29 protein-coding genes and 1 tRNA gene are annotated in these 24,363 nt (G+C 41.6%); 23 read left to right on the forward strand and 7 right to left on the reverse strand.

Annotation, left to right across the window (positions count from 1 at the left end; translation table 11 throughout):
- Positions 1 to 230: 230 nt before the first annotated feature.
- The 7 genes from J2S25_RS09105 (at position 231) to J2S25_RS09135 (ending at position 5,677) form a co-directional block, all read left to right on the forward strand.
- Complete coding sequence (locus J2S25_RS09105) at positions 231 to 863, forward strand: hypothetical protein (RefSeq protein WP_307191744.1); 633 nt, start codon at positions 231 to 233, stop codon at positions 861 to 863.
- A 56-nt stretch (positions 864 to 919) separates the two neighbouring features.
- Positions 920 to 1,069 (forward strand): 50S ribosomal protein L33, encoded by a 150-nt coding sequence (gene rpmG, locus J2S25_RS09110; protein ID WP_084221782.1) that lies wholly within the window; start codon positions 920 to 922, stop codon positions 1,067 to 1,069.
- A gap of 188 nt (positions 1,070 to 1,257) precedes the next feature.
- Positions 1,258 to 1,827, forward strand: coding sequence for a 5-formyltetrahydrofolate cyclo-ligase (locus tag J2S25_RS09115; RefSeq protein WP_307191745.1), 570 nt, complete (start codon positions 1,258 to 1,260; stop codon positions 1,825 to 1,827).
- Positions 1,817 to 2,605 carry a DUF92 domain-containing protein gene (locus J2S25_RS09120; RefSeq protein WP_307191746.1) on the forward strand — a complete coding sequence of 263 codons (789 nt, stop codon included), beginning with the start codon at positions 1,817 to 1,819 and terminating at the stop codon, positions 2,603 to 2,605. The genes J2S25_RS09115 and J2S25_RS09120 overlap by 11 nt, the downstream gene beginning before the upstream one ends.
- 129 nt (positions 2,606 to 2,734) lie before the next feature.
- Positions 2,735 to 3,682 (forward strand): L-lactate dehydrogenase, encoded by a 948-nt coding sequence (locus J2S25_RS09125; protein WP_044393106.1) that lies wholly within the window; start codon positions 2,735 to 2,737, stop codon positions 3,680 to 3,682.
- Between the two features lie 113 nt (positions 3,683 to 3,795).
- Complete coding sequence (gene yqgO, locus J2S25_RS09130) at positions 3,796 to 3,993, forward strand: protein YqgO (protein ID WP_044393105.1); 198 nt, start codon at positions 3,796 to 3,798, stop codon at positions 3,991 to 3,993.
- Positions 3,994 to 4,132: 139 nt separating this feature from the next.
- Positions 4,133 to 5,677, forward strand: a complete 1,545-nt coding sequence (locus tag J2S25_RS09135; RefSeq protein ID WP_307191747.1) for a rhomboid family intramembrane serine protease — start codon at positions 4,133 to 4,135, stop codon at positions 5,675 to 5,677.
- Here J2S25_RS09135 and J2S25_RS09140 read toward each other — a convergent pair.
- Positions 5,661 to 6,530 (reverse strand): hypothetical protein, encoded by an 870-nt coding sequence (locus J2S25_RS09140; RefSeq protein WP_307191748.1) that lies wholly within the window; start codon positions 6,528 to 6,530, stop codon positions 5,661 to 5,663. The genes J2S25_RS09135 and J2S25_RS09140 overlap by 17 nt on opposite strands.
- Positions 6,531 to 6,696: 166 nt before the next feature.
- Between J2S25_RS09140 and J2S25_RS09145 the strand changes: the two genes are divergently transcribed.
- From J2S25_RS09145 to J2S25_RS09165, 5 genes are all read left to right on the forward strand, one after another.
- Positions 6,697 to 8,157: a spore germination protein gene (locus J2S25_RS09145; RefSeq protein ID WP_307191749.1), complete on the forward strand. Its 1,461-nt coding sequence runs from the start codon at positions 6,697 to 6,699 to the stop codon at positions 8,155 to 8,157.
- A gap of 365 nt (positions 8,158 to 8,522) precedes the next feature.
- Entirely contained in the window at positions 8,523 to 8,738 is a 216-nt protein-coding gene (locus J2S25_RS09150) for a YqgQ family protein (RefSeq protein ID WP_044393139.1), read from the forward strand.
- 6 nt (positions 8,739 to 8,744) lie between these two features.
- Complete coding sequence (locus tag J2S25_RS09155; protein ID WP_044393100.1) at positions 8,745 to 9,719, forward strand: ROK family glucokinase; 975 nt, start codon at positions 8,745 to 8,747, stop codon at positions 9,717 to 9,719.
- A gap of 239 nt (positions 9,720 to 9,958) precedes the next feature.
- On the forward strand, positions 9,959 to 11,833 hold the full coding sequence (locus J2S25_RS09160; protein WP_307191750.1) for an LTA synthase family protein: 1,875 nt from the start codon (positions 9,959 to 9,961) through the stop codon (positions 11,831 to 11,833).
- Positions 11,834 to 11,971: 138 nt separating this feature from the next.
- Complete coding sequence (locus J2S25_RS09165) at positions 11,972 to 13,123, forward strand: YqgU-like beta propeller domain-containing protein (protein WP_307191751.1); 1,152 nt, start codon at positions 11,972 to 11,974, stop codon at positions 13,121 to 13,123.
- A gap of 60 nt (positions 13,124 to 13,183) precedes the next feature.
- On the opposite strand, the gene J2S25_RS09170 is transcribed toward J2S25_RS09165, so the two are convergent.
- Positions 13,184 to 13,357, reverse strand: a complete 174-nt coding sequence (locus J2S25_RS09170) for a DUF2759 domain-containing protein (protein WP_044393094.1) — start codon at positions 13,355 to 13,357, stop codon at positions 13,184 to 13,186.
- Positions 13,358 to 13,623: 266 nt separating this feature from the next.
- Here J2S25_RS09170 and J2S25_RS09175 point away from each other — a divergent pair, with 266 nt between their 5' ends.
- The gene (locus J2S25_RS09175) at positions 13,624 to 14,259 is read left to right on the forward strand and encodes an MBL fold metallo-hydrolase (RefSeq protein WP_307191752.1); all 636 of its coding nucleotides are present in this window, start codon (positions 13,624 to 13,626) and stop codon (positions 14,257 to 14,259) included.
- A 180-nt stretch (positions 14,260 to 14,439) separates the two neighbouring features.
- Positions 14,440 to 15,531 (forward strand): class I SAM-dependent methyltransferase, encoded by a 1,092-nt coding sequence (locus tag J2S25_RS09180; RefSeq protein WP_044393090.1) that lies wholly within the window; start codon positions 14,440 to 14,442, stop codon positions 15,529 to 15,531.
- A 60-nt stretch (positions 15,532 to 15,591) separates the two neighbouring features.
- On the opposite strand, the gene J2S25_RS09185 is transcribed toward J2S25_RS09180, so the two are convergent.
- From J2S25_RS09185 to J2S25_RS09195, 3 genes are all read right to left on the reverse strand, one after another.
- Positions 15,592 to 15,837 carry a DUF2626 domain-containing protein gene (locus J2S25_RS09185; RefSeq protein WP_044393088.1) on the reverse strand — a complete coding sequence of 82 codons (246 nt, stop codon included), beginning with the start codon at positions 15,835 to 15,837 and terminating at the stop codon, positions 15,592 to 15,594.
- A 78-nt stretch (positions 15,838 to 15,915) separates the two neighbouring features.
- Positions 15,916 to 16,617: a helix-turn-helix transcriptional regulator gene (locus J2S25_RS09190; RefSeq protein ID WP_044393086.1), complete on the reverse strand. Its 702-nt coding sequence runs from the start codon at positions 16,615 to 16,617 to the stop codon at positions 15,916 to 15,918.
- 212 nt (positions 16,618 to 16,829) lie between these two features.
- Positions 16,830 to 16,901 (reverse strand) — tRNA-Gln (locus tag J2S25_RS09195).
- A gap of 130 nt (positions 16,902 to 17,031) precedes the next feature.
- Between J2S25_RS09195 and comGA the strand changes: the two genes are divergently transcribed.
- The 9 genes from comGA to J2S25_RS09240 are packed head-to-tail and all read left to right on the forward strand — an operon-like array spanning position 17,032 to position 21,767.
- Complete coding sequence (gene comGA / locus J2S25_RS09200; protein WP_128721564.1) at positions 17,032 to 18,102, forward strand: competence type IV pilus ATPase ComGA; 1,071 nt, start codon at positions 17,032 to 17,034, stop codon at positions 18,100 to 18,102.
- Positions 18,089 to 19,120: a competence type IV pilus assembly protein ComGB gene (gene comGB, locus J2S25_RS09205; protein ID WP_307191753.1), complete on the forward strand. Its 1,032-nt coding sequence runs from the start codon at positions 18,089 to 18,091 to the stop codon at positions 19,118 to 19,120. Before comGA ends, comGB begins: the two co-directional genes overlap by 14 nt.
- Before the next feature lie 34 nt (positions 19,121 to 19,154).
- Positions 19,155 to 19,460, forward strand: a complete 306-nt coding sequence (comGC, locus tag J2S25_RS09210) for a competence type IV pilus major pilin ComGC (RefSeq protein ID WP_307191754.1) — start codon at positions 19,155 to 19,157, stop codon at positions 19,458 to 19,460.
- Positions 19,457 to 19,909: a competence type IV pilus minor pilin ComGD gene (gene comGD, locus J2S25_RS09215; RefSeq protein ID WP_044395247.1), complete on the forward strand. Its 453-nt coding sequence runs from the start codon at positions 19,457 to 19,459 to the stop codon at positions 19,907 to 19,909. Before comGC ends, comGD begins: the two co-directional genes overlap by 4 nt.
- 13 nt (positions 19,910 to 19,922) lie before the next feature.
- Positions 19,923 to 20,228 carry a hypothetical protein gene (locus J2S25_RS09220; RefSeq protein WP_307191755.1) on the forward strand — a complete coding sequence of 102 codons (306 nt, stop codon included), beginning with the start codon at positions 19,923 to 19,925 and terminating at the stop codon, positions 20,226 to 20,228.
- The gene (comGF, locus tag J2S25_RS09225) at positions 20,182 to 20,655 is read left to right on the forward strand and encodes a competence type IV pilus minor pilin ComGF (protein ID WP_307191756.1); all 474 of its coding nucleotides are present in this window, start codon (positions 20,182 to 20,184) and stop codon (positions 20,653 to 20,655) included. The genes J2S25_RS09220 and comGF overlap by 47 nt, the downstream gene beginning before the upstream one ends.
- Before the next feature lie 59 nt (positions 20,656 to 20,714).
- Entirely contained in the window at positions 20,715 to 21,026 is a 312-nt protein-coding gene (gene comGG, locus J2S25_RS09230) for a competence type IV pilus minor pilin ComGG (protein WP_157841634.1), read from the forward strand.
- Positions 21,027 to 21,042: 16 nt separating this feature from the next.
- Positions 21,043 to 21,543, forward strand: a complete 501-nt coding sequence (locus tag J2S25_RS09235; RefSeq protein ID WP_307191757.1) for a shikimate kinase — start codon at positions 21,043 to 21,045, stop codon at positions 21,541 to 21,543.
- 38 nt (positions 21,544 to 21,581) lie between these two features.
- Positions 21,582 to 21,767 carry a YqzE family protein gene (locus J2S25_RS09240; RefSeq protein WP_044395238.1) on the forward strand — a complete coding sequence of 62 codons (186 nt, stop codon included), beginning with the start codon at positions 21,582 to 21,584 and terminating at the stop codon, positions 21,765 to 21,767.
- 50 nt (positions 21,768 to 21,817) lie between these two features.
- Here J2S25_RS09240 and J2S25_RS09245 read toward each other — a convergent pair whose 3' ends face one another.
- Both J2S25_RS09245 and J2S25_RS09250 read right to left on the reverse strand, forming a co-directional pair.
- On the reverse strand, positions 21,818 to 22,609 hold the full coding sequence (locus J2S25_RS09245) for a YqhG family protein (protein ID WP_044395236.1): 792 nt from the start codon (positions 22,607 to 22,609) through the stop codon (positions 21,818 to 21,820).
- Positions 22,587 to 24,275, reverse strand: a complete 1,689-nt coding sequence (locus J2S25_RS09250) for a DEAD/DEAH box helicase (RefSeq protein WP_307191758.1) — start codon at positions 24,273 to 24,275, stop codon at positions 22,587 to 22,589. Before J2S25_RS09250 ends, J2S25_RS09245 begins: the two co-directional genes overlap by 23 nt.
- Positions 24,276 to 24,363: the final 88 nt, after the last annotated feature.

The raw sequence follows: 24,363 nt of genomic DNA on the forward strand, positions 1-24,363 counted from the left end.
TATTATAATGTATAACGATGTAAAAGTCAACAAAAAAACGCTGAATCTATTGGTATTTCAACGTTTTTAGGATATATAATCGTTATACATCTCGGGAATCCAGGTTGTAGCTGTCATGAGAACATGCTAACATTAATTATATAAATTCCGTCTTCCCAATCGTGCAAGCAGCAACAGCAAATTTCAAAGTAAAAGCGGGCAATCGAACCATCACCGAAGGAGGGAATTGAATGAAGATGAATGCTTATCTCCAAATAGACAATGAAGCGAAATGTGAACCAGTTAGGAAACCGTGGATTTTCAATCCTGGTATATGGGTCGATGGGAAAGTTTACTGGCTAGGAAATAGAACAGAAAAACTTTTGCCACAGGAAGAATTGTCGGTAAAAATCAAACAAGCTAATGTTCATTCGAGAATTGAATTTTTTGACATTTATGTAACGAATCATTCAAAAAATCAAAAAAAAGCGAAGTTGATTCTGATGCAGCTATTTGCTGATGGTGCCAAGGAACAATTCAGTTTTGTGTCGCCAAATGAAACTGCCATTTATCATTTTGTTGATAAAAAAATCTATCTTGTCAACGGACTAAATAACAACAGCTTAATGAAGCAATGTACCGTTCAGCCAATTTGGAATGTAAGCACGGAACGTCTATGGAATTCCATGGACACAGGGAGGCTAAGTTACCAGCCAATGGCGAAAGGAGCAGCAGCCAGCCTATTCTCGCTTGATTTAACAATGTACCCAAGGGAAACCCGAAAAAGCAGCTGTTGGATCATTGAAGGAACGGAAAAAAATGCTGTAGAATATTTGAATAAGCTCCTTTTAAAAAACACACTAGCAATTCCCGATGAAAAGTGATACTATAGGTAAGTCGTATGCACGAACCTAGCTTGAATAGTTTGGAGGGAAAATACATGCGTGTAAACATTACATTAGCTTGCACAGAATGCGGAGAGCGCAACTATATTTCTAAAAAAAATAAGCGTAACAACCCAGATCGTCTTGAGCTTAAGAAATACTGCTCTAGAGATAAGCGCGCGACAGTCCATCGCGAAACAAAATAAGCAGCGGGAATTTTCCCGGCTGCTTGTTTTGTTGTTTTGAATTGTCGAGTGTTGCTGCATATAGGGATCCTTTCATATAAATCTTGTAAAAGCAGATAAAAATCAAAACTTCTCCACTGGGGTTTTGAATGGTATGGTTAATACATAATGAACAAAAAATTAGCGAATATTGTCTGGGGGAAAAAGGCATGGATGCCAAAAAGAATCTTAGAAAGTCGATAATGGAAAAACTTTTAGAACTAAAACGGCCAGAATACGAGGATCAATCCTATCAGATTGCCCAACAGCTATTTCAGTCTAAAGAGTGGCTGTCAGCTAACACAGTGGCCATCACTGTGTCGAAGCCGCCAGAAGTGGATACTTTTCAAATCATCAGAAAGGGATGGGAGCAAGACAAAAGAATCGTCGTCCCGAAATGCGAACCTGAAGCACGGGGTCTTGATTTCCGGGAAGTGAAGCGTTTCTCCCAGCTTGAAACAGTTTTTTATGGACTGCTGGAGCCAATTGTTGCCGAGACAGCTTCAGTAGGTCGTGAGGAAATTGATTTGGTGGTAGTTCCGGGACTTGCGTTTTCATCCAGCGGGTATAGACTTGGATTTGGAGGAGGCTATTATGACCGATTTCTGTATAACTACCAGGGAATGACTGTTTCCTTAGCTTTCACAGAGCAACTCGTTGCTGAAGTTCCTGTAGAAAACCATGATATTCCCGTACAGAAAATTATCCATAGCAAAGGGGTACTTACAATTGGAGATTGACCAGGTGTTCATCATTGGGTTTATCGCTGTAGTTGCTTCCGTCTCTGCCTATTTTCAGCTGCTTAAACCATCTGGAGCTATTGCGGCTTTTTTGACGGGCGTTTTTATTTGGGCGGGATTTGGAATCAAGGGATTGATCCTATTGGGAGTTTTCTTCCTTACTTCCAGCCTGCTGTCCAAATATAAAAGTCATCGCAAGCAACAGCTCAGTGAATTACATCAAAAGGGAGCTGCAAGAGATTGGGCACAGGTGGCAGCGAATGGTGGTACCGCAGCACTCGCTGGTCTAGGGAATTTCCTTTTACCTGACCCCATCTGGACCATTGTCCTGGCAAGCTCCCTTGCAAGTGCCAATGGAGATACATGGGCTTCGGAGCTAGGCGTTTTAAGCAAAGTCCAGCCATTATCGGTCAAATCCTTTAAAAGAGTGCCAACAGGAACTTCAGGTGCGATTTCTGCTGTTGGAACGGCTGCAGCAGCGGTGGGATCCTTGTTGATTGCTCTCACTGCAGCTTCCTTGTTTCCGTTAGGGCCGGGCTGGACAGGGATCATTTTTCTTTTAGGTGTGGTTGGAACGATGATCGATACCTTTCTTGGAGCCTATCTTCAGGCGGAATTTGCCTGCGTTACTTGCAATCGGCTGACTGAAAAAACAATCCATTGTTCTTTGCCAACCCGTCATGTTTCTGGGATAGTAAAGCTTGATAATGATGCTGTTAATTTTCTTTCCTGTTTTACAGCAGCATTGGCGGGAATAGTATTATACATCATTTTCTAAGTACGGCTAAAAAAACCGGATGGAATGGGAATATACTGTTAATAATGATAACCTGTGTACTATGTTAACATCATGATATATTCATTGTGAAATATTGTACAATTCATTAAAAATGAGGAGGAAATACGAATGAACAATCGTGTAAATCGTGTTGTACTGGTTGGAACCGGCTTAGTTGGATCAAGCTATGCATTTGCGATGGTCAACCAGGGTGTCACTGCGGAATTAGTTCTTGTCGATCTGAATAAGGAAAAATCCGAAGGGGACGCCATGGATTTAAATCACGGAATGGCGTTCGCCCCTTCACAGACGAAAATATGGTTTGGTTCATATGCTGACTGCCAGGATGCAGACCTGGTTGTACTTTGCGCCGGTGCAAACCAAAAGCCCGGCGAAACAAGACTGGATCTGGTGGAGAAAAACACGAAGATATTTAAAAGTATTGTAGAGGAAATTATGTCCAGCGGTTTTGACGGAATTTTTCTTGTTGCGACCAACCCAGTTGATATCCTTTCCTATGCTGTCTGGAAATTCTCAGGACTTCCAAAAGAGCGGGTAATTGGTTCTGGGACCATCCTTGATACAGCCAGATTCAGATTTTTGCTTGGGGACTATTTTAAGGTAGATTCGCGTAATGTCCATGCTTATATCATCGGCGAACACGGAGATACCGAACTGCCTGTGTGGAGTCATGCGGATATTGGCGGCAAGTCCATCGCCAAAATGATCAATCAGAAACAGTACAGTCATGATGACTTGGAGGAAATCTTCACGAATGTACGGGATGCCGCCTATCATATCATCAAGCGCAAAGGGGCAACTTATTATGGAATCGCGATGGGTCTTGTCCGCTTGACGAAGGCCATCCTGCAGGATGAGAACTCTATTTTGACAGTTTCCGCCCATTTGAATGGCGAATACGGACATGATGATATCTACATTGGAGTTCCTGCAATTGTCAATCGTAATGGAATCCGGGAGATCGTGGAATTATCGCTGGAAAAAGAGGAACAGCAAAAATTTGATCATTCAGTAGAGGTTTTGAGAAAGGTCATGGACCCTGTGCTGAAAGCTTAAGGAAAGGGCTGTCTACTATGCAGCCCTTTTCTTTTATTTAAAATATCTATCTTTTTTGGAATGAAAGGATAAAAAAGTGCTATTGTTCTTAAAATAAAGGGGGAGGGATCAATATGGTAAGAAAAGTGATTTCGATTTTTATGCTTGGTCTGGCAGGATACCTTGTATTCGAGAGTCGATACAGGGTAATGAATATGCTTCTGAGAAGCCGGCTTTTGCGCCGGGTGGCAGTTGGTTCAATCATGGGGCTACCGGGCATCAGAAACAAAATGATGAATTCTTTATTTTCAGGACATTCGGAGTTCCAGTAAAAAGACCTCATAAGGTCTTTTTTTCTGTTATTACTGCCTCTTTCTACCTGGCAGGGAGGTTTTAGTTTATAATATTTTGGAGAGAAAAAAACAGAATCCTACATAGTGGGTGGATCTGGGAGGGAAAGCAGGGGAGAAATTGGCTTTTTTAGAAGAGTATTTGTTTTGGAAATTGGCAAAATTCCTGGTTGGAAAGCAGGAGTACCGTATACTTCACGTATCCGAGGATCAACAGGAATTGTGGCTGGAAAAGACCGAAAACAAGCAAACGCAGGTTGTTCGCCTGCTACAATATAATCTGGAATGGAGCAACTGGATTCAGCGCGACATTGTCTTGCTTGCTGACAATGGAGAAAAAATTCGCAGGAAGTTGGCAAAACGAGAATTAACAATCTTAAACGTTTATTTTAGTGCCTATCCACCTGTGGACGATTATGAATTTCGACTTGCCAAGCCATATCTTTCTGTAAATGGAAAGGTAACGGTGGATTCCGTTTTAATAGAAAGGTCCAATGCAATGGAAGCTTTCGAGAAACTCGGGAGCAGATACGATCTTCCATTGCGAATGGATTTTTCCAAAGAGTATTCTGAAGAGGATATCGAGACGATTAAAAAAAACACCATACAAATTGCAGCAGATAGGGCAAAAGCAGAACAATCAGTCTTTCAATATGGGAAACCTTTTTTCACTTATGTATTCATTGCGATCCAGATAGGGATGTTTCTGATCTTAGAGGCAGCGGGAGGGAGCACGGATACTTCCACCCTGATTAAGTTTGGCGCGAAATTCAATCCGCTAATCCTTGAGGGTGAATGGTGGCGCTTTTTCACGCCAGTGATCATTCATATCGGTCTGCTTCATTTGTTTATGAATACCCTGGCTTTATATTATTTAGGAACAATGGTTGAACGACTATACGGGAATGGCCGCTTTTTCGTTATTTACATTTTAGCAGGTTTCAGTGGAGTGCTGGCTAGTTTTATTTCCAGCCCGAATCTTTCGGCTGGTGCTAGCGGTGCGATTTTTGGCTGTTTTGGAGCTTTGCTGTACTTTGGTGTAGCAAAACCAAAGTTGTTTTGGCGAACTCTCGGTCTGAATACCCTTGTTGTACTCGGAATTAATCTCGCATTTGGATTTACGGTTCCGGGAATCGATAATGCTGGCCACTTAGGAGGACTGGTTGGAGGATTTGCAGCAGCAGGGATCCTCCATCTCCCAAAGAAAAGACGCATTCCACTGCAAATTTTCTTCCTAGCAGGGACGATCGTGATAATCTTTTTTTCTTTACAATATGGTTTTAGCGACAAAGCGGCTAGGGTCGATGAACGGTCGATCTTGGTGCTTGCAGAGCAGCAGGTTAACGACGAGAAATATCAACAGGCAAATGATCTGCTAACCGAGTTTGGCAAATCAGAACCACTCTCATCAGAATCGTTGTTCATGCTTTCTTTTACAGAAATTAAGCTGGAGAGGCTGGAAGAGGCGAAAACCAATCTCCTTAAAGTGATTGAAATGGAACCGGAGTTTCATGAAGCGTACTATAATCTTGCCTTGATCTTTTTACAAGAAAACAATCTGGATCAGGCCATTATCTATGCTAAAAAGGCTGTTGAGCTGAATCCGGAAAAAGAAAGCTATAAAAAGATACTTGAACAGATTGCGGATCTTAAAGACGCTGCTTGAGAATAATGCTTTCCCTAGTATTCGTCTGCGTGACAACCAGCAGATGGCTTTTATCTTTGGCAATCAAAATCAAAGGCATGGTACTGCCAATTGGGTCAATGGTAGTGCCATCGCTTTTTTTTATGCCCAGATAATAATACTTATACAATCCTTCCCATAACTTTCCTAGTATATTTGCTGTTTCCTGCTTTGTAAACCCAGTGAAAGGCTGATCTTCATATCTCCTGATTGTGTCGAGCGGGATAGAAAGATAATCAGACACTTTGAACCTGAAGGTGTTTTCTGCATGTTTTAAACTTAGCTCAAGTCTGTTTCTTACACTTTGGTCAAGTACTCTTTTCCATTCTTTTTCCTGATTGCTTTTGGCTATGGTGAAGGATTGGAGCGGGCTGAATGGAGAGTCGATTACATAGATCATGTCATCCGACATTTTTTGGGCACTTGTGATCCTGTCCCCGTCACCATGCAGTTCAGCATAATGAAATAAAATTGCGTCATATTTAGCACTTTCTCGATAAGTGATCCGTTCTTCCTGCGATAAATCCGCAGTATCCTGCTCCCATTTGGCGAATTTCTTTTGTAAAACCCCATTTACGAACAAGAGTCCCATATCCTGCCGAAGATAAGCCTCTCGGTCCAAGCTTGAATGAACTCGCCAATCAACTAGATGCTGATTGTTCTTTTTATCTTGAAAAAGTGTTAAAGAAGTACTAGCACTTTTAAATTTCACTGCATCATTCAATGGAAAAAACGTGATTGTTTCGACTGAAGGGTTGCCGTTCTGGAATTGGATCATGATTGCAGAGATAGCAATTGCCAAGGCACTAATCGCTAATAACGATAATTTTTTCATCCTGCTCATCCTTTTTCCGATAATAGGTATGTCGGTATATTCACTATATGATCCTTGTCCTGATAACATGCCTTTAAGTATGTTTGTTGATTGTTTTGGCTAAGATGAAAAAAGGAATTAACAGGAAAATTATGGTCGTTGGGAATGAGAGGTGTTAGAAAAACAAATGGCAGATAAAAAGCGTCAGCTTGTCCATACAAATTTAAAAGAAAATATTGCTTACTTAAAAGAAGAATTAGGTATTGGCAAAAGTTTTGACGTGATCCAGCTTGATGTCGAATACGCCGGCAGAGAGATGGCACTCTTCCTTGTAGACGGATTAGTCAAGGACGATATCATGCTTCATATTATGAAGTTTCTGGCAAAGCTTGAGCCTGGGACTCTTGAAGTCGACACATTAAAAAAACTGGTAAAGACCTATATTCCATATGTAGAGGTAGAGACGACAGACAACCTTGATAAAGTTGTTGATATGGTACTTGCAGGACCGACTGCTTTAGCAGTAGATGGCCTAACAGAAATCATCCTGATCGATGCGAGGACATATCCTGTGCGTGGGCCACAGGAGCCGGATACAGAAAGGGTAGTTCGTGGATCAAGGGACGGCTTCGTGGAGACTCTGGTCTTTAACACCTCGCTAACGAGAAGGAGAATCCGCGACCGCACTTTGAGAATGGAATATATGCAGGTCGGCAGAAGATCTCAAACGGATATAGTCATTTGTTATATTGAGGATATTGCTGATCCGGAAATGGTTGGGAAAGTAAAAGACTCCATTAGCAAGATTGATACAGACGGGCTGCCAATGGCCGAGAAAACAATCGAGGAATTTATCTCGGGGCGGCATTGGAATCCGTTTCCGACGGTAAGATATACAGAGCGTCCGGATACGGCAGCTACTCATTTATACGAAGGCCATGTATGCATCTTCGTCGATGGTTCCCCAAGCGTTCTGATTACACCAACAACATTCTGGCACCATCTGCAGCATGCGGAGGAGTACCGCAATAAGCCGCTTGTAGGGGCTTATTTGAGGATCGTCCGCTACGTGGCAGTGTGGTCTTCTCTATTTCTGCTGCCGTTATGGTATTTGTTCGCCGTCCAACCGGAACTTCTGCCAAAAGCGATGTCCTTTATCGGACCAAATGATCCGGGAAAGATTCCGTTGTTTTTACAGTTTTTCCTGATTGAAATTGGCGTAGATGTGCTAAGGATGGCTGCCATTCATACACCAACCTCTTTGGCAACTGCCCTTGGCCTGGTCGCTGCGCTGATGATCGGGCAAGTCGCCGTAGAAGTCGGGCTTTTGACAAATGAAGTCATTCTGTACCTGGCAATTGCTGCGATCGGTACCTTTGCGACGCCAAGTTATGAAATGAGCCTGGCAAACCGGCTCGTAAGGCTTTTCTTGTTAATCATGACTGCAGCCTTTCAGCTTTATGGTTTCCTGATCAGCACTGTATTTTTTTTCATTCTCCTGACCAGGATGAAATCGTTTGGTGTTCCTTATCTATGGCCATTTATTCCTTTCAACCCCCGGGCATTCCGGGATGTGCTGATCCGGTCACCGATTCCTCTGAAAAACAGAAGACCGCGAATATTGAAACCACAGGACCCAGATCGGTAATCAAGTTCAGTGAAAAGAAGTATTTTGAGAATTAACTGGACATCTTTCCGCTTGAGAGATGCCCTTATAGAGGTGGAAATGCTTGCATAAGGGTATCTTTCCGCTTGAGAGATGCCCTTATGGAGGTGGAAATGCTTGCATAAGGGTATCTTTCTGCTTACTAAACAAAACTAAACTAGCTATATAATCAGGATGAGCGATAAAAGTCCAAAAAAGTACCGAATGTAGTTTGCCTGATTTTTCTTATGTAAACTTGTCCCGTTTTTGTCAGAAAATCTGTCCAGACTACTTGAGGGGGGAAAGGGGATCATTTATACTTAGTATGATAAAGCATGCTCTTATTTACACAAATGGTGGGGATTACATTGAAGACAATTTATGATATCCAGCAGTTCTTGAAAAAGTTCGGTACGTTCATTTACATAGGCGATAGAGTGGCGGATTTGGAGCTCATGCATGCAGAGCTCAAGGAAATGTATCATTCCCAATTAATTGAAACAAAAGATTACCAATCAGCGGTGCTGCTCTTGAGGCAGGAAATCCGTATGGAACAAGAAAAAATAGCAAAAGAGAAAAGGTGACGCATGATGGCTGAAAAATGGCTTGTTGGTGTAGATTTAGGAGGAACGACAACAAAACTTGCTTTCATCAGTTTGTATGGAGAAATCCTACATAAATGGGAAATTCCTACTGATGTTTCGAATGAAGGAAAAAACATTACTGTCAATATCGCAAAAGCAATTGACGCAAAGTTGGAGGAGATTGGACACTCCAAAAGTGAAATCCTCGGAATTGGCATGGGAGCTCCCGGACCTGTTGACCTGGCTACAGGAGTGATTTTTGAAGCGGTTAATCTTGGCTGGCGAGAGCCTTATCCGCTAAAGGATTTGCTTGAAGTGGAAACCTCGCTGCCAGCAGTAGTCGATAATGATGCAAACTGTGCTGCGCTCGGGGAGATGTGGAAAGGAGCCGGAAATGGCGCCAAAGATTTAGTCTGTGTTACTTTGGGTACAGGTGTAGGTGGCGGAGTCATCACCAATGGGAATATTGTTCATGGTGTGAGTGGGGCTGCTGGTGAGATCGGCCATATTACTTCCATTGCCGAAGGAGGGGCACCATGTAACTGCGGAAAAACAGGCTGCCTCGAAACGATTGCATCGGCTACCGGAATTGTAAGGATCGCTGTTGAGTTATTAACTTCCCATCCTTCTGAAGGTGTTCTGTCAGCAGTTTTCAATGAAACCGGTATTGTCACAGCCAAAGACGTATTTGATGCGGCGCAACGAAGGGATGAATTGGCATTGAAGGCCGTTAATACAGTTGCCTTGCACTTGGGAATTGCCCTCGCCAATATTGCGAATACTCTCAATCCGGAAAAAATTGTTCTTGGAGGCGGAGTTTCTAAAGCAGGTGCTGTCCTGCTGGATCCGGTAAAAGAGCAATTTTTGCGTCATTCATTTCCACGTGTAGCGCAATCAACCGAAATCAGCATTGCGACTTTAGGAAATGATGCCGGTGTCATTGGTGCCGCCTGGCTGATTAAAAAAATGGAACAGAACTAAATCAATTAAGAAGTTTTCCATCGGAAAACTTCTTGTTTTTTATTCCAAAAAGACATTTATGAAACTTTTCCAGGTTTAAGTCGTCTAAGATAGTGGGAAATTACAATGAATCCAACATGATTTTTTGGTTGCTTTTTCAAAAAAAAAGGATTAAGATTATCTTTGATTCTTCAGAAAATGGAAAAATAAACCTGATAAATCCCGAATTTTTTTTGTATAAGTGGGAGGTAGTAAACCGGATGAAAAACAAAAAATGGCCTAAAGTTTCTTTAGTCGCCATCACCACCATACTGCTATGGCTGAAGACGTATATAGCCTATAAGACCAGCTTCGATATAAAAATCGAAAATTGGCGACAGGAACTGATCCTGTTTATCAATCCAATAGGATTCCTGATGATCGTGTTTGGATTCAGCATGTTTATGAAAGAAAAAACGCAAAAACGCTATATCCTTGTTGCTAGTTTCATAGTATCAGCAGTGTTGTTTGCGAATATCGTGTTTTATCGTTTCTTTAATGATTTTTTAACGATTCCCGTTCTTTTTCAAACGAGCAATATGAGTGATCTGGGAAGCAGTGTGACTGAGCTGATCAACTTCAGTGATTTATTTTACTTTGCCGATTTCATCCTTTTAGCTGCGATCATGAAATTCAAACCGGCTTTACTTACATGGCGTGAATACAGCACAGTGGACCGACGAGTTTATTTCCTTGCTGCTGCCGCAATTGCTTTTTTCAACATGGGAATGGTCGAAACAGAACGTCCACAGCTGTTGACAAGGACCTTCGACAGAGAAATGCTTGTCAAAAATATTGGGACATATAATTACCACCTTTATGATGTCTTCCTACAGTCAAAGTCATCTGCACAGCGAGCTATGGCCGATGGCAGTGAACTGGTTGACATTGACAATTATGTACGCGCGAATTATGTCCCGCCGAATGATGAGATGTTTGGAATCGCAAAAGGCAAGAACGTTATTATGATCTCGATGGAATCAACACAGGAATTTGTCATTAATAAAACGGTGAATGGTCAAGAAATTACCCCATTCCTGAATGATTTCATCAAAGAAAGTTATTATTTCAATAATTTTTATCACCAGACTGGCCAGGGAAAAACTTCCGATTCTGAATTTCTGGTGGAAAACTCTCTGTATCCACTGAGCAGAGGAGCAGTATTTTTTACTCATTCTGGAAATGAATACAACGCTACCCCTGAAATTTTGAATGAAAATGGCTATTACACCGCTTCCTTGCATGCGAATAACAAGAGCTTCTGGAATCGGGATATCATGTATCAATCGTTAGGCTACCAGCGTTTCTACTCGCTGCCGGATTACGAGGTGAACGAAGACAACTCAGTAGGCTGGGGGTTGAAGGATATTGACTTCCTGCAACAGTCCGTTGCTCACTTGAAAGCAATGCCGAAGCCGTTTTATTCCAAGTTCATTACATTGACGAACCATTTCCCTTTCGAATTAAACGAAGAGGATCAATTTATCCCCCCCTATACGTCTGATGACCAAACGGTCAACAATTATTTTCTGACGGTCAGGTATGAGGATGAAGCCATTAAGCAGTTCGTCCAGAAATTAAAAGATGAGGGCTTGTATGAAGATTCAATCATTATTTTATACGGAGATCATTACGGAATCTCTGAAAACCATAATAAAGCGATGAGTGAGTACCTTGGTAAGGAAATCACACCATTTGAAAGCATGCAGCTTCAGGAGGTGCCATTAATCATTCACATCCCAGGTCAAAAGGGTGGAACAATGACAACGGTGGGAGGACAGATAGACATCAAACCGACGATTCTACACTTACTGGGAATCGACACTAAGAAAAATATCGATTTCGGATCTGACTTGTTCGCTAAGGATCGAAGTGACTTTGCAGTTCTTCGCGATGGCAGCTTCATCACCAAGGATTATCTGTTTACCCGTGAGACCTGCTATGATAAAGCGACAGGTGAACCGACCGATCAGGAAGCTTGCAAACCATATTTTAAAGCTGCCAGTAATGAACTTAGTTACTCCGATAAAATTATATACGGAGACTTACTGAGGTTCTATGGTGAGGATTTGTCTGAACCAAAATCCAAAGAGTAAATACCTGTTAAAACCTGCGTCCCTAGTGGGCGTAGGTTTTTGTCTTGTAGTATCCGAATTTTTTGCTGATTGATTTGAAACATTTTAGCTATTCAGACCGTACAGATAGTTACATTGTAAAAAAAGGGGGTTGTAGGGATGAAGAAGCATGCATATCAAACAATACATACAAGATGGATCGTGTTCATTATCGCTTCTACTGCATTCCTACTATCCGGGTGCTCTCAACAGCAGGATGTAGTCCTCCACAAAGATGCCAGGCATAGCCTTGACCGTATGAAAGAAACTCCAGGATTGTCTTTTATGGCTTCCGAGGTCATTCCTATTCAGGATAATAAGAATGAGGAATTCAATAAGGCATCAGGATGGCTGAATAATACAGAGATTCTTTATATTTCAAATAGTATCGAAAACACATCAGTCCTTTATTCCTATAACCTTTTAACGGGCCAAGCCGAATTGCTGTTCCAAAGCAGCCTGCCAATCATCACGGCTGAAATTAGTCCAAAAAAGGATAAGATCATGATACATAGTTCTGCATCAGCGGAAGGTGTGCTGACTGTCATCAATTTATCAGGCAAAGAATTGTATTCCGGGAAAATGGAATCATATGAATTAATCATTGAATGGAATCCATTCAATGATGATTTGCTTATTGTTTCTGCTTTTACAGAAGAATGGGATTTCAGCACGTTTTTACTGGATCTAAAGCAAAACAGTCTAAAGTCCATTCAGCTGCCAGAGCCTTTTGTTAAGTGGATTTCGGAGGATATGCTTGTTTATCAACAGTGGGGAAAGAATGAACTTGCGTTAAACGCTCCGTTGAAATCTTTTTCGCTCAGCGGGAACCCTTCGCGAACACTATTTGAAAACGTGTATCAATTCGATTCGATTGGGAATTATTTATTGACGATTGAGGCAGGCGAAGAATCCACATCAGGAATGGGATTATATACCTTCACCAAAAATGGAGTCCAAAAAGCAACCAGTTTTCCTGTTCCTTTGCTGACAGATTTTTCTGGTTGGATTGTTCCTTTTTATGATTCAACGGAGGATGGAGAGGTCTTTCTGTATTTACGGGCAAAGAGGCAGGGCGAGGCTGATCTTTATGCAGACGGGTTTGAACTGGTAAGGTATCATGTAGAGGATAATAAAGAAGAAATCATTTTCTCGGAACTGGCAAATGAACCACTTTCTTGCTCCCCTTCGGGAGAAATGTGCCTGTATGGTTTTCAATTGGAAAAAGTGTTGAATATGGCTACTAGGGAAATCAATCAACTTATTCCATAATTTGATCAAAGCAAATATAAAAGACCACCTGTGATAGGTGGTCTTTTATTTTGAGGGATATCAATGTGCCGTCGGGAATCCTTGGTAAAGGATTGTCATGACCGTGAACCAACCAATAACGAGGAAAGTTCCTCCGCCAAAAACGATTCCCAGAATGTTTTTGTTTTTCAGTGCAGCGAAAGTTGCATAACCTGCTAGTAAAGTAACTAAGGCGAAAATAATGGCCAATCCCATGAAAAAGCCCCCTTCATTCATTAGGCAGACAGGAAGTCTGTTATTTGATAAATAGGTAGCTACCATGTACGCAGCAACCTGTATGCATTGAAAAGCATACACTCATCTTTATTTTATCTTTTTTTCTCCTATTTGTCGAGGTCTAATAGGCTACTTTCCCTCTACAGGTTTTTCTTATTTGTTTCTTTTCAAATCCTTAAAACTTGTCTTACATTAGTGTAAAATAAACACAGACGATGAACCAATTGAAACGGAGGCTGCTTTTAATGAAATGGAAACAGATTCCCCTTGGTCCTTTGCAGACGAATTGTTATCTTGTTTACGATGAAAGGAAAACATGTCTGATAGTGGATCCAGGTGAAAACCCAAGAAAGTTGACGGGAATTATAGAAGAGCTTGAACTCAAGCCTGAAGCAATCGTATTGACACATGCTCATTTCGACCATATCGGTGCAGTAGATAGAATAAGGGATAAGTATGGCATAAAGGTCTATATTCATGAAAAAGAAAAAGACTGGCTCACCGACCCAGCACTTAATGGGTCGAAACACTTTATGCAACACGAACCTATCAAAGCAAGAGAAGCAGACGAGCTATTCACAGATGAAGGACCAATATCTATTGCTAATTTCTACTTTGAAGTTTTGGAAACGCCAGGCCATTCTCCTGGCAGTGTTTCCTTTCATTTCCCAAAATCAAAATTCATCCTGGCCGGCGATGCACTCTTTCAAGGAAGCATCGGAAGAACGGACTTGCCTGGGGGAAACCATAATCAGTTAATTAAGAGCATTCACGATAAACTGCTGGTATTGCCTGAGGAAACGGAGGTACTGCCGGGACATGGACCTACAACGACAATAGGGATGGAAATGGAATCCAATCCATTTTTAAATGGATTTTAAATTCATTTTTTAAATGGATTTTAAGTGCTTGAACCAGAAAAGCCCTTCTCGGCTGAGAAGGGCTTTTCTAGGGGGATGTTCTATTCATATCATGGGAGGGGATTTAGCTAAGCTACTAGTAAAACTTTATAATAAAGAATACACTATGTCAATAGTGAAAACAATTTTTGAGGAGTCGTTATGAAAGAGATAATCAAAGAGGTTATTGAAGCCTCGCCAAAAAAGATGATCACCTATGCGGACTATATGCAGCTTGCACTCTATTATCCAAAAAAAGGGTATTATATGACCCAGCGCCAAAAAATCGGAAAAGGAGGGGATTTTTATACAACGAGCAATGTATCTGATGTGTTTGGCAAACTAATAGGCAAGTGGTATGCAAGGAAATACGATGAACTCGAACTGCCGCCAGCTATTTGTGAAATTGGAGCGGGAAGTGGCCGTTTTGCAAAGGCGTTCATCGAAGGTTGGCAGGAACAGAGTACAAAAACACTGTCCTACTATATGATCGAAAAAAGTCCTTATCATCGAAGTCTGCAAAACGGCGAACTGGCAGGACTTGAAAATGTCAACATTATTCATAGTGATACACTTGCAGAAACAAAAATGGAGCAAGGGCTGATTTTTTCAAATGAGTTATTTGATGCCTTTCCTGTCCATGTTGTGGAAAAGCGAGACGGTGTTGTGCATGAGGTGTTCGTTACGAGCGAGAATGATCAATTAAAGGAAATGAAAATTCCAGTTTCGGATGAACGAATTCGTGCCTTTCTTGATGATCAGCAACTCATGCTTGCTGAAGGTCAAAGAATCGAAATTCCGCTTGCTATGGAACCATTTATTGAATCGATCGCAAAATGCCTGCAGAAAGGCATCTTGATCACCGCGGATTATGGTTATACAAAAGAGGAGTGGATGCATCCATCACGGAGGCGAGGAAGCTTGAGAGGCTATTTTAATCATCAGCAGTACGATGAGATTCTCTTGTACCCAGGAGAGATGGACTTAACCAGTCATGTGCATTTTGATGCTCTCAAAGATTTTGGTGAAGTATACGGTCTGGAATTCGTCCAGAAAATGAGACAGGATGAATTCCTGATTGCTGCTGGAATCCTCGAAGAACTTCTTCCACATCAAGATCCAAATCCATTTTCAGAAGCAAGCAAGCGGAATCGAGCAATTCGCAGCTTGATCTTACCGGGAGGAATTAGTCAATCCTTTGATGTTGTCATCCAAAAGAAAGGGATGGGAAAACAGGTGCTCAAATTATTCTAAATTCTTTTATTGAAAAAAAGCGATGGAAGTCCATCGCTTTTTTGTTGCGCCCAGAGCGGATCAATTTCCAGCTCCTCCTAGTGGCATCATAAATGTTGACCAGTAAGTAAAACCTGCAAAGAAAATCGTTAAGTAGGCGCCAAAGACGTAGATGTACATCCGCTCAGACAGTTTCAAATAACTTAAAAGCAAGAAAAATCCAGTTTGACCAAAGAAAATCAAGGACGTAGTATACATGTCACCTAAGAAAAACATGACAGCAAAGATTCCCGTCCAGAAACCTAAAACTCTGTACATCCGATCCAAAGATATCCCTCCTTTACCCTTATGTCCATCATGGACTATTATAATGGAAAGGAGGATGAAAAGTAAATAAGGACCAAATTATTGACCAATTACTGCCTGGTAAGAGCAGGAGTTACAGCCTGTGAACATATTTTCTTTTTCAATCAGTTCGATTTCTCCAAACACGGATTCAAACATTCCACGCAAATATTCATAATGCATATTGCATACAGTTTCCGAATGCTCTATGGCAATCTCCTTGAAAGGACAGTTGAAAATCTGGAAATAAATTTTTGTCTTCTCACTATTCGGTTCGAATTCCGGATAAAAACCAGCAAGCGTCGCGGCATTTTTGATTGAATTCAGTTTGTGTTCAAACGTCATTTCTTCTGATAGCTGCGGATGGCGTGCCATCTCCTGTTCCATTAGTTCTGAGCCAAAACGCTTTCCAGTGATATATAAAGCTTTCTTGCCGGCTTCTCCGAGTGACATCATTGTCGTCATGGCGATTTTAGACAGAAGCTGATAATCCCGAAATGGGAAGTGAAGCTGGATGACTTCTTCAGACATCCGGTATAATCTGCTAGGACGCCCGCCTTTGCCAGTTTTTTTCGTCTCCGAAATCAGCATGTTGACGTCTTCGAGTTTGGATAAGTGCAATCTAGCCACATTCGGGTGAATTTCAAAATTGTCGGCAATTTCCTGCACGGTTACGTCTTTATGCCTTTTTGTAATGTATTGATAAATATAATAACGCGTTGGATCGGACAAAACACTTGTTATTTTTAATGTTTGCTCCACCTTATTTCACCTCAGACAACTGATTTGTCTTCATTATAATACAAGGGAAAATAAGGTTTACACTGTTTACACTATATGTTTAGAAAATGTTCACAACTAAATGGCGAAATAATGAACGAAACAAAAAAACTATAGGTGATTTGTTCGCCAGGCAGGAAACAATCGTTCAATTCATGTCACAAAACAAAAAATGCTTACTGTAAACAGATATACTGGGCTAGCTGGATTCGAACCAACGCATGACGGAGTCAAAGTCCGTTGCCTTACCGCTTGGCTATAGCCCATCGGGAATGAATACGATTTTTAGTATGAATGGAACTGTCACTAATTATACACACTTTATTTATATTTTTCGCAGGAAGAGGAGGTGTTCTGTAGAATCCTTTTGTATAACAAAAAAGGTGGTGCATTCCTATTGTAAAATCAATTGAACTGCTGGCAGAAAACATTTTAAAAGATGCTTTAAAAAGCGGCGCATCGGACATTCATATTATCCCGCACGAGAAAGACACCCTGATAAAATTCAGGCTAGGCAATCAGTTGCTGCCCCGATACACGCTTGATCAGGGGGATTGTGAACGGCTAATTTCCCACTTTAAATTTACCGCTTCGATGGATATAGGCGAAAAGAGAAGGCCGCAAAGTGGCGCCTTCAGCTACCAGGACCACGATCAAAAAATCGGTTTGAGAATCTCCACCCTTCCAGCCTATCTGAACGAAAGCATGGTCATTCGGCTTCTTCCCGAACAAAAGCAGATCCCTTCTTACCAACTATCATTATTCCCATCCACATCAAAAAAATTAATTTCCCTTTTAAAACATGCTCATGGTCTGATTATTTTTACCGGTCCGACAGGCAGTGGCAAAACGACTACATTGTATTCCATGCTATCGGAAACTTCGGAAATGGTCCATCGTAATGTCATCACACTCGAGGACCCTATTGAAAAACCAAGTGAAGCCGTGCTTCAAGTTCAGGTCAACGAACGAGCAGGTGTTTCCTATGCTGCGGGCTTAAAGGCGATCCTCCGGCATGATCCGGATATCATTATGGTTGGAGAAATCAGAGACAAAGAGACTGCGGAGACAGCGATAAGGGCATCGCTGACAGGGCATTTGGTATTGACGACGATGCACACACGGGATGCAAAGGGAGCCATATACAGGCTGAGTGAATTCGGGATATCTTGGCTTGAAATCGAACAGACATTGATCGCAGTAACCGCACAAAGGCTTGTTGAATTGACATGTCCTTATTGTGAAGATGCTTGCTCGCCGTTCTGCTACTCTTCTGGCAGCGGCAAAAGGGGAAATGTATTTGAAATTCTTACAGGAAGGGATTTATCGGCTGCATTGAAGGAAGCGAAAGGAGAACACCAGAATTACCACTACAAAACACTTAAGGATGCAATAAAAAAAGGCATCGCCCTGGGGTTTATCAAGGAATCGGAATATCAGAGGTGGGTGCTAAATGAAGGAGAATAAGTGGCCAGTCCGTGATCAGGCCAGATTCCTGAAAAGGACAGGGGAGCTTTTGGCGCAAGGATATTCTTTAGCAGAGGCAATTGAATCGATGACTTTTCATCTTGAATGGAAAAGGAAAGCAGATATTAAAAGAAGTCTCGATCAGCTTCGGGAAGGCTTTCCTTTTTATTTAATCCTAGCTGAATTGCATTTCAATAAAGAATTGATCAGCTATGTATATTTTGCTGAGCAACACGGTGGCCTAGTCCATGCCGTCACAGAAGGAGCCGATATGGTCTTAAAACGCGAAGCCGATTATCAGCGGCTGAAAAAGTTGGCTGCATACCCACTGTTCCTTGGTACCCTCACCTTTCTCTTGTTTTTCTTCATCAACAAGGTGTTGCTGCCGAAATTCACCTCACTTTTCTCAGACATGAACATGGCTCCGAATATTTTCATGGCAATCATTCGTGCTGCTGGTGACATTATTCCTTTCCTGCTTTACTTTCTGCTCAGCATTGCAGTGCTATCGGCCCTTTATTACAATTTGATATTCAGGAAACTGCCTGTTATGCAACAAAAAATGAAACTGGTGAAACTGCCGGTAGCAGGCAGATGGATCCAACTGCTTTCCTCCCATTCCTTCGCAGTCCAATTAAGCTATCTGTTTTCGGGAGGGATACCGGTTCATGATGCCTTGAAGGTTTTTGAGCAAAATCGTCATGAACCATTTTTAAGTGAAATCGGAAAGGATATTATCTCAAAATTGGCAGCGGGTGAGGATTTTGACAAGGCAGTAGATGATTATCCGTTTTTTGAAGCTGAATTGCCGAAAATTATCAGGCACGGGCAAAAGAATGGCAAACTGGATCAGGAGCTTTATTTTTACAGCCGGTATTGCCTTAAAGAACTAGAAGACAAATTGGAGACGTCGATGAAAACAATCCAGCCAATCTTATACAGTTTTATTGGCCTGCTGGTCATCTCACTGTATCTGGCTATCCTGCTTCCGATGTTCGACATGATGAAAGGGATTTAAAGTAATTAGATACGAGGAAAAGGAGAAGAAAATAATGAAAAATCAAAAAGGTTTTACGCTGATAGAAATGATGATTGTATTGCTGGTGATTTCGGTCTTATTAATTATTACGGTGCCGAATATTGCAACGCATAACTCGAATATCAACAATAAAGGCTGTGAGGCATATATAAAACTGGTAGAAACTCAGGTACAGGCTTATAAAATGGATAAAAACACTACCCCTGATTTCCAGCTGCTTTACGACGCAGGCTACTTGAAAAGCCCGAATGCCGCTTGTCCCGACGGAACAAAGATTGAAATTTTAACTGACGGGACTGTCCAGAAGTCAGCATTATGAACGGCAGGCTGAAAAACACTGGCGGCTTTACTATGGTTGAAATGATCATTGTTCTGTCAGCTTTCCTGATGCTCTCCGTTACATCTGTCTTTCTGTTTGCACCACAAAATGATGTCCTCGCAAAAGAACTTTTCTTCAACCAGCTAGAATCCGATCTATTGTACAGCCAACAATACGCAATATCCCATCAGGAACAAGTAACTGTCCGCTTCCTGCCAGAGTACCATGCGTACTATATTCGCGGCACCGATTATCGTGCACCTTATCTGATCGAACGGTATTATTCTGCAGACGTTTTGGTCGAACAAGGCACGATGAAATTCCTGTTTCACTATATGCCGGATGGGAATATTGACAGTTTCGGGTCCTTCTATGTGACAGCTGGCTCAAAGAGGTTCCGAATGATGATCCTAATTGGGAAAGGTCGATTTTATGTTGTCGAAGAATGAAAAAGGCTTTTTTATGGCGGACATGCTTTTATCGCTTACAGCATTTCTTATGGCGACTACAGTTTTGCTGCCAATAGCAGTAGTGATAATCGAAAAGACGGCAGAAGTAAGGGCCGAGGAAGATGCAAACTCTATTTTATATGACGAACTGATGTACTTGAAAGTTGCGGGCACAACTTCGGGAACAAATTGGATTTCTCAAAACGGAATTCCATATGAAGTAACCGTGACTAAGGTTGAAAACAATTCTACATGGGAGGTATGTGTTCATTATGAGAGCAACCAGCAAGCCCATAAAAAATGTTCTGCGACTGAATGAAATCGGCTTTACCATGCTGGAGATGCTTTTATCGTTGTTGGTGTTTTCCATGATTGCCTCGATGCTTCCATTAAGTTTTAGAATCATTCTTGATGACACCCTCACAGAAAAAGGACTCACGAGGATGGAGTGGGATGTGTTCAGCAGCCAAATAAAAAAAGAGATCCGCACAGCAGAACAGATGACAGTTCAACCTGATAAGCTGCTATTGAAAGTCAATGGCCAAATCATCCTATACGAAAAGTATGCTTCTAGTATGAGGAGAAGAGTGGATGGACAAGGACACGAAATTTTGATGCAAAATCTGTCCAGCTTTGCTTTTGAAAAAATTGCGGATGGTGTGATGGTAACGGCCGTTGGTTTAGATGGAATTCATTATTCGGTTCGAATCCACCAGTTTTTGCAAACAGGAGGTGTTCAACTATAAATGAAAGAGGGTTTATCTATCCATTAACAATGATTTTTTTAGTTTTGATGTCCTTTTTTTTGCTGATAGGGACGGAACAGTATATTGCCGAGAAAAAGTTTGCCAAAGAGACAGAAACCATTCGACTCCAGGAATATTATATGCTGTGCTCGATGAAACAGGCTGAGCTTCTGTTAAAAGAAGACAATTTGCCCACTAACGGTATCCTTGATTACCATTTTGGAACAGTTGGCTTCCAAAAACAATCCTTATCTACGACTGTTGACGAAGTGACTTTCACTCTTGAACTCGACAGCGGTGAAAAGGGGATTGGTTTTGGCCAATATGACAAGGAAAAGGGCATGATGATAAAATGGAAGGAAAAGAACTGACAGGTGATGACGAGATATGAGAGCGATTTATTTAATTGGATTCATGGGTGCAGGAAAGACAACTGTCTCACAGGAATTGGCCCGGAGACTGAATGTGGCAGTGTATGATACAGACGAAGAGATCGTCAAAAGGACTGGAATGTCCATCAATGAGATCTTTGCTGCAGAAGGGGAAGAAAAGTTTCGCCATTATGAGGCAGAGGTTTTGCGATCGCTGCCTTCCACCAATGCTGTTATTGCAACAGGAGGAGGGATCGTAGGAAGGACAGGCAACAGGCTGTTTCTGAAAGGAAAAAGGAATGTTGTCTACTTGCATGCGGAACTTGAAAGCATCCTCGCAAGGCTGAAGGAGGATGATTCCAGACCGCTGTTGAAACAGGACAAAATGAAAACAGCTAAAGCGCTATACGAAAGTAGACTTCCTTTGTATCGGGAGACAGCGGAATTTGAAATTGATACATCTGTTAAAACGGTACAGCAAATTGTCGATGACATCATCCAGTGTATGAAAAAATGACACATGGGTATACTTTTACAGATGAGGATGGTGTAGCCATGAAAACAAATGAGTACGTGAAATACCTAACCCAGACCGTTGTACAATATATCGATCAGCCAAAAGAGGAACGGCGGAAAATCAAGCAGGAAAAAAAGGAGGCAGAAGCGACCTTTCTATTCAAATGGTTCGGCATCCTTCCGTTTATGCTGATGTCCGGAGTAAAAAAGAAAAAACGCTTATGAAGCAAAGCCCGGCGAACCAATCCGCCGGGCTTTGCTATGCGATGTGAACTTTAAGTAATGGCATTCTCGGTTAAATAAAACAATCCGCCATTGATGATGGAGAGTTGAATTTTCGGTTCATATTGTTCTTTTAAAGCTGTTTTTTCTGTTTCAAAACTTTCGGATTTTTCCTCATCATTTTCATAAAAATGATGAAGTAAATCGAGATCCTTCTGCCAGCGTTCTCTTGCCTCCACTGCCCATGTATGATCCTCTTTTTCAATAATGGAAGTAAGAAATGCCTGGATTCTATTCACCCCGCTCTTTGGTTTGATCAAAGGAGAAAGTGTATAGGCATAATCCGGTATTTTTGTCGTTAATGGAAGTTTTAGTAATCGTTCATGAAAGTTTTCCACCATTCTTCCATTGATCAGCTGGAGCCCAATTGAATGGAAAACCTCCCGTTTTCTGTCACATTGGTAAGATACTTTTCCATTGATTCCAATCCAGGGAATCAAAGCGGTTTGTTCATGATACTGGTCCTTTTGATATAAACGGATAAAACCTGCCAGGTTCTTTGTTGAATCAAAGATTTGATGAAGACGCGGAGAACCAAAATGGATGATTTCTCCTTGCAAATTGTCTGGTGCCTGCTGTTTGTCTGTTATAAAGGTAAGCTTCATTGGATTTGGTACCCCACCCGTTTTCTCAAGATAATGCCAGTAAAACGGACGGTTCATCAATTCCTTATCAAGCTCCACGGTGAGCTGGACAGTCATATATCCTTTGTCGTTTTCTATCAGTTCACAATGATTTGCCATGAAATACCTTTCTAAAAAATTATGGATTTCCTGTTGCTTCACGTTGAGATTCCCCCTTCATTTCTTCTGCGAACTGGATCATGGAGGTTAAGTTTTCCATCTTGATCCGAATTTCCCCTTCTGATGAGGACTTTCCAAAGATATCAACCAAGTGTTCTTCCATATTTCCAAACTCCCATTTTGTCAGGATATCATCAAGTTCACCGATTACTTTTTCAAACAGATTGATTTTCTCGTAAAGAAGCTTCATAACATGTTCTTCCACTGTATCCTTCGTTGCGAAGTTGAAGATTTTCACATCTTTTTCTTGGCCAAGACGGTGGATCCTGCCGATTCTTTGTTCCAGTCTCATTGGGTTCCAGGGAAGGTCAAAGTTGATGATATGACTGCAAAATTGCAGGTTGATCCCTTCGCCCCCGGCTTCCGTTGCGATCAGGACCTGAACGTTCTTCTGAAATAGCTCTCTCATCCAGTCCTTTTTTCCGCGTTTGAACCCGCCGCGGAACGGAACCGATGTGATGCCATTTTGCTTTAGAAACCATTGAAGATACAGCTGAGTGGCTCGATATTCGGTGAAGATGATCACTTTGTCATCAATTTGGTTGATCAACTCAAGCGCTTTTTCCGCTTTGGAGTTTTTTGTTACGGCCTCCACTTGTTTGATAAGCTGGGATATCGTATTTTGTAATTCAATGGAAGGGTTTTCCTGCCGCTGCAGCATATTTTTGAGTGTGTAAAAAACAGCTTCCCTGCTGCTGCATGCTTCCCGCTGGAGGGTCATTAGTGAAAACTGACTGGATGCAAGTCCGCTGGCAGAACCTCTTAAGTCCTCGATGGCGTTATATAAAGCTCGCTCCTCATTGGATAAATGGATCAGAATCGTTTCTACTTGTCGCTTTGTCCACTCGATGCCGGTATCCGAACGCCTATTGCGGATCATCACTTTGTTGACCAGTTCTCGCAGATGCTCATCATCATGGACAGACCTAGCATCTTTTTTATATTTATCAAAAAATGCTGATTCACTGCCGAGATGACCTGGCTTCAATAATGATACGAGGTTGAAAATTTCTTCAATCCGGTTCTGGATAGGAGTCGCCGTTAGTAGCAGGCAGAATCGTTTTTTAAGGTTTTGAACAAATTCATAGTTTTTTGTTTTATTATTTTTCAATTTATGTGCTTCATCAATGATAATCAGGTCATAATTTAATTGGTTGATGATATCCTTGTGCGGGGCACGCTTGGCTGTATCAATAGATGAAACGACGACATCGAATTGTTCCCACACATAACTTTTCTTTTGGGCAATTGCAGGGATGTGGAATTTGGTGTTTAACTCCATCTCCCATTGCGAAACTAGTGAAGCAGGAACTAAGATTAGCACCTTTTTCACCAAGCCTCTGATCATGTATTCTTTCAAAATCAGTCCGGCTTCGATCGTTTTTCCCAGTCCCACTTCATCAGCAAGGATCGCTTTTCCGTTCATATTTTCGACCACCTGCCTGGCCACTTCGAGCTGATGCGGCAATGGGGTTAGATCCGGGAGGTGACCAGGCGCTTGGAGACCTTCAAATTCAGGGATGATCGTATGTTTTTCGATTTCAACCGCAAGTTTGTATAGCTCCCAATTTCCCCATGGTCCGTCCTTCTCGATTCTTTCCGCCATTTCGTTTTGCCAGGAGGAATCTAAGTTTATTTCCGCGTTCATTTTCTCCACCTCTTTTAATATAAAAATATTGCCCAATCCCCCTTCTAATGGTAGGATGAAGTTAGCTTTTGAATGTTTTGAAATTTGT

This window comes from Mesobacillus stamsii, from assembly GCF_030814065.1.
GTDB classification, from domain to species: Bacteria; Bacillota; Bacilli; order Bacillales; family Cytobacillaceae; genus Mesobacillus; species Mesobacillus stamsii.